The organism is Sulfitobacter sp. UBA4523 (assembly GCF_002388305.1).
In the GTDB taxonomy this organism is placed as follows: domain Bacteria; phylum Pseudomonadota; class Alphaproteobacteria; order Rhodobacterales; family Rhodobacteraceae; genus Sulfitobacter; species Sulfitobacter pontiacus.
This window is the reverse complement of sequence record NZ_DGMH01000013.1, coordinates 19148-29094: the sequence shown is the minus strand read 5'-3', so window position 1 is coordinate 29094 and position 9947 is coordinate 19148. Positions and strand designations below refer to the sequence as shown.

The following is a 9947-nucleotide window of genomic DNA, read 5'->3' as shown; positions in this document are numbered from 1 at the left end:
AGCATGCGGTGGTTCGGGCTGACCATCATATCGCGCTGCGGCACGCCTTCACCAAAGGCACCGGCCTTGATCCGAACGGGGTTGAAGCCGGGGGTGCGCAGCAGGTTGTCGCGCCCCAGATTGCGGCGACCCACCCAGCGGACCGGCTGCAGGCCGTTGTCACGGGTGACGACCAGATCGCCGACCTTGATCTGCTGCACCGGAATCTCGCCGCGTCGCGTGGCGATGGTGGTGCCGGGGGTAAAGCAGATCACGACCTCTTCGATCTCGGAATAGGTGGTGGTGCCGGTCACGTTGCCATCGGCATCGCGGAATTCGATGGTGCCGGATTCAGGGCCCGTTTTGGTCAGCGTGTACTGCGACCGATCCAGCCCGCTGAGGTTCAGAACGTCGACATCTGTTCCGTCGGCATCTTCGCCGCCCACGATGGTGTGATTGCCGCCCGAGGTAAAGTTGAACAGGTCGGAGCCTTGCCCCCCTTCGGCGCGGTCGTTGCCGCCACCCGAGGTGATTGTATCCTGCCCGTCGCCGCCTTCGATCTGATCGTCGCCTTCGCCACCGTCCAGGCTGTCGTTCCCGCCCTGACCAAAGATCGTGTCGTCGCCCTCGCCGCCCAGAATGGTGTCATTGCCCGCTTCGATCGGGGTCACGACGGCGTCGTCAATCAGGTCGCCAGACAGGGTGAAGCCCGACTGCGTGGAACGGGTTTCGAGCGTGAATTCGATAAACTCGCGGTTCTCAAACTGGCCCGAGAACCACGCATCCTGATCGTCGGGGGAGTTCGCCTCGGTCCCCGCTGCGGTCACGGTGCCATCAGCATTGGTGACATTCAACGACGTATCATCGCTGGTCGCGAAGGAGGTGAAGCTGTTGGTGTCCAGCGTCACGGATTCCTGATCGCCGGGGTTGTTGCGATCCAGATCGTTGAAGGTCGCGGTGGAATTCAGCGCGATCGGCTTGAACTCGCCCGTATCGACGTAGTGCTGGCGGTCGTAGAATTCGAGCCGGAAGGTCGCGGTTTCACCGGCATACCTGCTCTTGCTTCCATCACCAGAGTTCAGTAGGATCTCGAAGCCGGTGCCGCCGGTAAGGTCGATGGGCATGTTGTCATTCGAGGTGTCGACCAGCACCAGTCGCGCGAAAACGCCGCCGCCATTGTCCAACGTTGCCACGTTGTCATAAAAGACGCTGTCGCCTTCGTCGGCTGAGTTACCCGTGTTGAAAAGGCGGCTGGCATAAGACAACGTGATCGGAGACGCGTCGTTGCCCGGTGCCGTACCGACGCCTGCATCGCCATACAGCAGGTCATCGCCCGCGCCACCGTCGATCCGGTCGTCGCCGCCTTCGCCGGACACGCGGTCGTTGCCGGCACCTGCATCGATCCGGTCGTCTTCTGCTGTACCTTGAAGGGTATCTGTCCCCGTCGTGCCGTTGATCGCTGCCATTGTCGTCTGCTCCGCGTGATTTCTGCAAGAAACCACGGTCCGAAGTCGGCAAAGGTTTCGCAAATCGTGAAAAAACTAGCGTTCTTTTTATCGCGGTATGCGCATCTGGCAACGGATTTAACGGCTTTGTGATAAGTTGACGTAGCGGCCTTCTCGCGTCAGTTGTGGGCGGCGTGGTGGTTCACGTTTTACGACCAGTGGATACAAAATGGGGGCGGCATTACTGCCACCCCGCGCTTTGGTCTAAGAATTACTTGCGAAGCAATGCCAGTATGACGAGAAAAGGCAGCGTGAATATGCCCTATCTCACCGGCCTGCTTGGAGAAAATCGTGATGCCGTTCTATGCGCTCTACCTGCCAGTAACCCAAGGGTAGATCAAGCGGGGGAAAACCCCCATCTACGGTTGGATTAGCCCTAAAACCAGTGATTTGGCGACCGCATGATCGCGTGTGCTGGCCCGCAGCTTCTCTTTCGCGCCCTTGATGTGTTTCTCGAAGGTTTTTTCGCTGATCTTGAGGGTCCAGCAGATCTCGGCCGGGCGCAGACCGATGGCAAGATAGCTGAGGCAGTCACGCTCGCGCGGGGTGAGGTTGACCAGCACGCTCATGTGATCGCGGCGGATGCCTTCATCCATCGCAAAGGACAAACGTCGCAACGCGCTGCGATGCTGTTGCCAGTAAAGATCGAATTCGCGGTCGCTGCGTGTCTCGCTCACCCAAAGACCGATGCCGGAGATGGCCTGACCCGCGGGCGTGCGGTTCAGCGCGAAAGACGCACCGAACTGCATCCCGATGTCATTCTCCAGCTCGGATTGCATCTGTTGGGGTTCCGTCGCATCGTCCAACAGGCTGGCGTCATTCCACAGCACCTCTTTCGTGCCATTGGCGATCAACTCGACCGAGATATCGTCATCCACCAGCGCCTGTTCCTCGACCGCGGTGACCCAGTCTTGGGGGTAGGTGTGGCGAAAGAAACCGGCTTGGGTAAACCCGCGCACGGTCGCGTCACTGGCGTAAGGGATGATGCCATAGCCGATGCCGGTGACGCCCAGATCGGCGAAGGTTTGGGTGCAGCTGTCCCAAAACGCAACATCACCCGTGCCCGCTTTCGCGGCACCTGCCAAATCGATCAGCTTTTCCAATGACATGTTCGCCCCCCGGCCTAGACAACATAATGGCAACGGTGTCGCCAAAAAGCAACATAAAATATGGCTGGAACAAGGCGTTCACCCTTTTGCGTAAGGGAATTTGGAGGCGTCAGGCCGGTGCGTGACAAAATACCCTGTTCGGAAAATCGCAAAGCGCGTAAAAGGAGACCATGAATATTTGCGCGATCACAATGGTTTACAAAGACTACTGGGCGCTGTCCCAGTGGTACGCGCATTATGGGCGCATGCTGGGGTTTGATAACCTCTATATCGTCGCCCACGGGGCCGACGCCAAGATCGCCAGCCTTTGCCCGCGTGCGACCGTGATCACTGTGCCCCGCGAAACGCTGGAAGGGTTCGACCGACGACGCGGGCAAGTGCTGAACAGTTTTGCCGATGGGCTGGCCGTGTCTTTCGACTGGGTGATCCGCACCGATGCGGACGAGCTGATCTGTTATGATCCCGCACTTTATACGTCACTGCACGCGGTGTTAGAGACGGCATCGGCAAAGGCGATGTTCGCGCTTGGTCTCAATGTGGCAGAGACCTTGGAGGATGATGTGCTCGCGGCGGGGCAAATGGCTCTTGGCCATCGGCGCACAGCGGTGTTCTCGGGGCACTACAGCAAGGCATGGGTGACCAAACGCGGCACGGGGCTGTGGCGCCACGGCATATGGGTCGGGCCCAAGCGCATTGAAACGGCGGTGTTTGACCTGCCGCGCGGTGTCTACTTGATGCACCTGAAATACGCCAATATCGACGCGTTAGAGACGGCGAACCAGCATCGGACCGACGTGGGGAACATGCCGGGGCGCGGCTTGCCCGGTGCCGCGTGGAAAGAGGCGGACCAGACGGCGGCACGGTTCTATGCCCGATTGGCGGGATTTCGCGACGAGACATGGGAGGTCGCGCGCGATCACGCCTATGCCACGATCAGCGCGGAGCCGGTGCGCGACACCAAAGAAAACGTGCTGCGGGCGAAATCGACAGTGTTCGAGCAACGGGTGACCTTGCCGGAGTGGGTCGCCGCGACGTTTGGCGATACCTGATCAGTGACCCTTCGACGCTGCGGGCTCCGGTGATGGCGCCTTTACCATGCCCTGTTCGCGTGGTGGGATACCCCCGACACAGACCGTAGAATGCGTGGGAGGAGAGCAGGATGACGGATAAGATCAAGGTCGAACGGCACGGGCCGGTGACAGTGCTGCGGCTCGATGATGCCGAAACGATGAACGCCCTGACCTCTGCCATGGCGCTAGAGCTGCGTGACCTGCTGCAACAAGAAGCACAGACAGCGCGGGCGATTGTCTTGGCGGGGTCGCCACGCGCGTTCTCGGCGGGGGCGAACCTCAAGCAGGGGACGATCGAAAGCGGCAAAGAGCTCGATGCGGGTGCCGCGCTTGAAAATGCCTACAACCCGTTGATGATGACGCTTCGCGATCTGCCGGTGCCCGTGGTCTCTGCAGTGCAGGGGGCGGTCGCGGGTGTGGGCGCGTCGATTGCGCTGGCCTGTGATGTGATTGTCGCCGGTCGTGATGCCTATTTCCTTGAAGCCTTTGCGCGGATCGGGCTGATCCCCGATGGCGGGGCGACGTGGTTGCTGACACGCGCCGTGGGCCGCGTGCGCGCGATGGAGATGATGCTGCTGGCCGAGAAAATTCCCGCGCCGACGGCGTTTGACTGGGGGCTGGTGACGCGGCTGGTCGAGAATGACGCGGTTGACGCCACCGCGCTTGAGATCGCGACCAAATTGGCGAACGGGCCGGTGCGCAGCCTTGCCTTGATCCGCAAAGCCGCGTGGAGCGCCGCCGACACTGATTTTGACACCGCATTGGCGAACGAGCGCAAGTGGCAGAAAGAAGCGGGGAATACCCCCGACTTCAAAGAGGGCGTGGCCGCGTTCCTTGAAAAACGGGCGCCCCGCTTTAACGGGTGATCTGTTGTCGAAGGGGGCTGCGACCCCTCTGGTTCCTGCGGGTGTCGGTCCCGCGGGAACGAAATCATGATCTGTGCAGTTGTCGCCCTGAAGGGTTTTGATCATGTACCGCCACCTCATCGCCGCTGCTCTTTTGGTCGTTCTGGCTGCCTGCCAGTTGCCGAAAGACCCCGAAAACACCACTGATATTGTGGAAGGTGCCGTGCTGAAGGTCGGCGCGTTGCAAGATCCTTTGCCGGATCAAGACCTGCAGGCGGTGACATTGATCGCCGCGGCACTGGATGCCGAAATCGAATGGCATCGCGAGAACCCGCACCAGATGCTTGATGCGCTCGAGGGGGGTGATCTGCATCTGCTGGCGGGCGGGATACCGAAAGATTCACCGCTGACAGAGCATACGGGCATGACCAACCCCATCGGATATGTGACCGTCGGGGCCGAGCGTCCCGAACGGGTCTTGCTGCTGCGGCGCGGCGAGAACCGGTTTCTCATGCGGTCCAATATGGCGCTGCGTCCGCTGACGCGGGAGGCGCAGGAATGAACCGCTACCCCCCGCTGCCGCAAGAGATCGCCGACAAAATCGCGAAAGCGCGTCGGTTGGAATGGTGGACGCTGTTCTGGCTGGTCACGATCATTTTCGTGATGTTTCTGGTCATGGGATCAAGTCAGGCGATGCAGGCGGCGTGGATCGAAGACACGCTATCGCTGTTGCCGCCGATCCTGTTCCTGATCGCCGCGCGGCTTGAACGGATGCCACCAAGCCCGAAGTACCCCTTTGGCCTGCACCGCATCGGCACCCTGGCCTTTGCCCTCTCGGCGGCGGCGCTGACCTTGATGGGCGGCTATCTGGTGTATGACGCGGTGGTCACGTTGGTGCGGCAGGAACATCCCACCATCGGCAGTATCGACCTGTTCGGCACCGAGATCTGGATGGGCTGGCTGATGGTGGCGGCATTGGTCTATTCGATCATCCCGCCAGTGATCTTGGGGCGCAAGAAGCTGGCCATCGCGCCCGACATTCAGGACAAGGTGTTGCATGCGGATGCTGACATGAACGCCGCAGACTGGAAGACCGGCGTTGCGGGTATTCTGGGCATCATCGGTATCTCGATGGGGTTCTGGTGGGCCGATGCCGTGGCTGCGGGGTTGATCGGGTTGGACGTGTTGAAAGACGGTGGGCGCAACTTGCGTATCTCCGTCGCGGAGCTGTTGGACGGTGCGCCGCGCAAGCTTGGCTCTGCCGAGCGTCAAAATCTGGCGGATCGTGTTCAGAAAGGCATGGACGGCGCGCCCGTCGTCAAACTGCGCGAGGCCGGACGCTATCTGCACGTGGTGATCGGTGACGACGACGAATTGCTGCCCGATACGGCGCGCGCGAAAGAGCTGGTCGGCGAGGATGACGCTTGGCGCGTGGTCACCCTGAGCGTGAAGCCCGAAAACTAGGCTGCCGCGGGACAGTTCGATTTTTTTCTACATTTATTCGTGTTTTCAGCGACGGAATTTTCAGGGCCCACGTTAAATGGCTTAATGACCTGATCTGGATAGTTGGAATAATGCGGAAATTTGTGAGTTTGCTGGTGGCCGTCGGGCTTTTGTTCGGGGCTTATGCCATCACCTTTGGCCTGCCCGGCACGGATGCCACAAGCGAGGCGGCGCAGCCTCAATCCGCGGCGGGTGGGCGACCTGCAGGTGGCCCCCCTGGGGGCGGGCGTGCTCGGGGGGCGACTTCGGTGGTGACGACCGCGCTGGAACAACGCCCCTACGAGGTGACACTATACGCGACCGGCACAGCATCCTCTTTGCGCAGTGCGGATGTGGTGACTGAAACCGCCGGTACAGTGGTCGAAACCCGGCTGAGTGCGAACCGCGAGGTTGAACAGGGCGAGGTCCTTGTGCGGTTGGATGCGCGGACCCAAGAGCTAAACCTTGAAATCGCGCGCGCCAATCTGCAGCAGGCGACCGATACGGTCGACCGCTATGACCGGCTGCGGGCCGGTGGCAACTCTACCATTACCGATGTCGCACAGTCAGAGGCGCGCGTGGCGCAGCAACTGGCCGATGCCGAAGTGGGGCTGGCCGAAGTTGCGCTGGAAGACCGCACCATCCGCGCGCCCATCTCGGGGCGTCTGGGGCTGAGCGAGGTTGAGGTCGGCGATATCCTTGGCGCCAATGACGTGATTGCAACGATTGACCAGACCGAAACGCTGGTGGTCGAATTCGAACTGCCCGAACGCGCTATCGGTGTCCTAGGGCAGGCGCATGAGGTGCTGGTCTCTACCTCTGCCTTTGTCGGTCGGTCGATCACCGGAGAGATCCTTTCGTTCGACAGCCGGATCGATGCGGTCACGCGTTCGGTCACGGTGAAGGCCAAGATCGACAATGCGGAACGCATCCTCTGGCCGGGCATGACCTTTGCGGTGCGCCTGCTGCATGAAAGCGAACCGCTGCCGGTCTTGCCATCGACCGCGGTGACGTGGTCGCGTACGGGTGCTGCGGTCTGGGTCGATGACGGCGGGACGGCGGTGCGGGTGCCGATCACGATCCTTTACCGTAAGAACGAATTCGTCTGGGTGGAGGCCGACATCGCCGATGGCGCGATGGTTGTAACCGAAGGCGCGCAAAAGCTGCGGGACGGGGCGAAAATCACGGCGGTCGGTGCCGGGACTGAAAAGGCACCGTCATGAGCGATACCCCTGCAAAGCCCCGTGGCGGGCTCGCCGATCTATTCGTCTCGCGGCCGATTTTCGGGATCGTCATCAACCTGCTGATCTTGATCGCAGGTCTGGCGGCGCTTGTGGCTGTGGACGTGCGGGAAATGCCCGACGTTGACCAGCCGGTTCTATCCGTGCGCACCACCTATGAAGGCGCGGTGCCCGCAACCGTCGACCGTGAGGTGACGCAAGTCCTTGAGGATGCCCTGAGCGCGCTTGAGGGGTTATCCTATATGGAATCCACCTCGACCACGGGGTCGAGCCGGATCACCATTGATCTGTCCGAAGGCACCGATGTCGATGTCGCGGCAAATGAGGCGCGCGAGATCGTTTCGTCCACGTTGCGTGACCTGCCCGATGATATCGAGGATGATCCGACCGTGACCAAAAGCGACAGCAACGCGGATGCGATCATCCGGCTGGCGCTGATGGGCGACGCGAGTCTTGATGCGTTGACCGAGCTGGCCGAGGGCGTGGTCTATGACCGGCTGTCCACCATTGACGGCATTGCAGAGGTCACCCTGCGCGGCGAACAACCCAATGAATTCCGCGTGACGCTGGATATGCCCGCGTTGCTTAGTCGGGGGATGACCCTGTTCGATGTCTCTGACGCGCTGGCAGCGCTGCGCGATGACACGCCGCTGGGATCGCTGGAGTCAGATGCGCAAACCTTGGCGCTGCGGGTCGGCAACGCGAATGTCACCGTGGATACCGTGGGCCAGATCCCGATTGATGCGAATACGCGCGTTTCTGACGTGGCGTTCGTGCGGCTGCTGCCGGAAGAGGACGCGGTACTGACCCGCGTGAACGGGCAAACCGCCGTCGGCATGGACATCACGCGGCAATCCGTGGGCAACACGCTGTCGATCTCGGAAGATGTGGCCGTTGCGGTGGCTGATCTGCAATCGGCGCTGCCCGACGGCGTTCGGCTTTTCGTGACCTCTGACGATGGGACATTCATCAGGGGATCCTTGACCGAGGTGATGAAATCCATCGCTTTGGCGACGGGGATTGTGGTTGTGGTGATCTTTGCCTTTTTGCGCTCCCCCCGTGCGGTAATGATCCCGGCGGTGACCATTCCGGTGTCGCTGGTGGGGACGGTCGCCGCGATCTGGCTGACGGGGTTCTCGGTCAATACCATCAGCCTGCTGGCGCTGGTGCTGGCGACGGGGATGGTGGTGGATGACGCGATTGTCGTGATCGAGAATATCGTGCGCAAACGTAAACAGGGGATGGGGGCCTTTGCTGCCGCTGCGGCGGGCACGAACGAGGTGTTCTTTGCCGTCATCTCTACCACCGCGACGCTGGCGGCGGTGTTTATCCCGATCTCTTTCCTGCCCGGTCAGGCCGGTGGGGTGTTCAGCGAGTTCGGTTTTGTGCTGGCCTTTGCTGTCACGCTGTCGTCCATCACCGCGCTGACTCTGGCACCGGTTCTGGCGGCCTTTCTTGATCCGGGGAAATCCGCGCTTGAGGCAACGGCAAAGCCGCAAGGCTGGGCCGGGCGGATGTTTGACACGGTGATGGACAAAGCCATTCGCATGCCGTTGGTGGTGCTGGGGGCGGCGGGGGCCTTTGTGATCGTGGCAGCGGGGGCGGCGGGTACTTTGCCCTCTGCCATCACGCCCGACGAGGATCGCGGGTTCTTTCTGGTTCAGGCGCGCGGTGCCTCTGATACCACGATCGACTACCTTGATACCCAGGTTGATCAGATCGAAGAGATCCTGACCCCCTATCAGGAAAGTGGCGAGGTTACCTCGGTTCAGAGCATCGTTGGCGTCGGCGGTGGCACCAGCGCCTTCATCATCGTGCGGCTCGATGACTGGAGCAATCGTGACCGCAGCCAATCCGCACTGGTCGCCGAGATCAGCGGCAAGCTGGCGCGGGTGCCAGGCGTTCAGGCCTCTGCGCGGGGAACCAACAGCCTCAATATCCGCGGCGGCGGGCAGGGCTTGCAATTCGCGGTGACAGGCAAGGACATCGCGGCGATGACCACGGCAACCGAGGCTTTGGTCGCGGCGATGGCGCAGGATGAGGCGTTTTTGAACCCGCAACTTTCCAACGACGCGGTGCAGGCGCAGTACGAGGTCCGCGTTGATCCCGAAATGGCAAGCGTCTTTGGCCTGACAGAGGCCGAGATCACCCAAACCATCGGCGCAATGACCCAAGGCAAGGTCGCCGTCACCGTCTTTGCGGACGAGATCGAGACGGATGTGAATGTCGTGCCCGGTGGCCCGCCGATCGATGACCCGTCTGATCTTGATAACATCCAGTTGCAGTTGCCGGGCGGTGCCTATGTGCCCCTGTCCGCGGCGGCAGAGCTGGTGCCCGTGGTCAGCCAATCCACGCTCGAACGGCAGGGCGGGTCGCTGGCGGTATCGGCGCAGGCGAACCTGAACGACGGTATCGATCTTAGCGTCGCGATGACCCGTCTGACGGCGATTGCCGATAGCGTCCTGCCCGACGGGATGGGGATCATCTTTACCGGCGAGGCGGCGACGCTGAGCGACAGCCAGACAGAGATGTATATGGTGTTCGGCGTCGCGTTGGTGGTGGTGTTCCTTGTGCTGGCCGCGCAGTTCGAAAGCATCGCCAGTGCTGTCGTGATCATGCTGACCGTGCCCTTTGGTCTGGCGGCGGCGCTTTTTGCGATCTCGCTCAGCGGTGGATCGTTGAACTACTACAGTCAGATCGGGCTGGTGATGCTGAT

The 9947-nt window shown here is 61.3% G+C and carries 8 protein-coding genes; 6 read left to right on the top strand and 2 right to left on the bottom strand.

Features of this window, described 5'->3' with window-relative positions:
• Nucleotides 1-1445: Hint domain-containing protein (locus tag B3849_RS02450; RefSeq protein WP_286779772.1), on the bottom strand; the 1445-nt coding region annotated here is incomplete at its 3' end.
• A gap of 398 nt (nucleotides 1446-1843) precedes the next feature.
• Complete coding sequence (locus B3849_RS02445) at nucleotides 1844-2593, bottom strand: helix-turn-helix transcriptional regulator (protein WP_278426106.1); 750 nt, start codon at nucleotides 2591-2593, stop codon at nucleotides 1844-1846.
• Between the two features lie 191 nt (nucleotides 2594-2784).
• On the opposite strand from B3849_RS02445, the gene B3849_RS02440 reads away from it, so the two are divergent.
• The 6 genes from B3849_RS02440 to B3849_RS02415 all read left to right on the top strand — a co-directional run.
• Nucleotides 2785-3642: a glycosyltransferase family 2 protein gene (locus B3849_RS02440; protein ID WP_278426107.1), complete on the top strand. Its 858-nt coding sequence runs from the start codon at nucleotides 2785-2787 to the stop codon at nucleotides 3640-3642.
• Nucleotides 3643-3752: 110 nt separating this feature from the next.
• Complete coding sequence (locus tag B3849_RS02435) at nucleotides 3753-4529, top strand: enoyl-CoA hydratase-related protein (RefSeq protein ID WP_064216582.1); 777 nt, start codon at nucleotides 3753-3755, stop codon at nucleotides 4527-4529.
• 103 nt (nucleotides 4530-4632) lie between these two features.
• Nucleotides 4633-5070 (top strand): enoyl-CoA hydratase, encoded by a 438-nt coding sequence (locus tag B3849_RS02430; protein WP_278426108.1) that lies wholly within the window; start codon nucleotides 4633-4635, stop codon nucleotides 5068-5070.
• Entirely contained in the window at nucleotides 5067-5972 is a 906-nt protein-coding gene (locus tag B3849_RS02425) for a cation transporter (protein WP_278426109.1), read from the top strand. The genes B3849_RS02430 and B3849_RS02425 overlap by 4 nt, the downstream gene beginning before the upstream one ends.
• A 110-nt stretch (nucleotides 5973-6082) precedes the next feature.
• Nucleotides 6083-7213, top strand: coding sequence for an efflux RND transporter periplasmic adaptor subunit (locus tag B3849_RS02420; protein WP_278426110.1), 1131 nt, complete (start codon nucleotides 6083-6085; stop codon nucleotides 7211-7213).
• Nucleotides 7210-9947: efflux RND transporter permease subunit (locus B3849_RS02415; RefSeq protein WP_286779771.1), on the top strand; the 2738-nt coding region annotated here is incomplete at its 3' end. The genes B3849_RS02420 and B3849_RS02415, both read left to right, overlap by 4 nt.

Excerpts from the sequence above, each read along its gene's own strand:
- B3849_RS02435 (WP_064216582.1), top strand. The coding sequence starts at position 3,753 with ATGACGGATAAGATCAAGGTCGAACGGCACGGGCCGGTGACAGTGCTG.
- B3849_RS02420 (WP_278426110.1), top strand. The coding sequence starts at position 6,083 with ATGCGGAAATTTGTGAGTTTGCTGGTGGCCGTCGGGCTTTTGTTCGGG.
- B3849_RS02440 (WP_278426107.1), top strand. The coding sequence starts at position 2,785 with ATGGTTTACAAAGACTACTGGGCGCTGTCCCAGTGGTACGCGCATTAT.
- B3849_RS02445 (WP_278426106.1), bottom strand. The coding sequence starts at position 2,593 with ATGTCATTGGAAAAGCTGATCGATTTGGCAGGTGCCGCGAAAGCGGGC.
- B3849_RS02425 (WP_278426109.1), top strand. The coding sequence starts at position 5,067 with ATGAACCGCTACCCCCCGCTGCCGCAAGAGATCGCCGACAAAATCGCG.
- B3849_RS02430 (WP_278426108.1), top strand. The coding sequence starts at position 4,633 with ATGTACCGCCACCTCATCGCCGCTGCTCTTTTGGTCGTTCTGGCTGCC.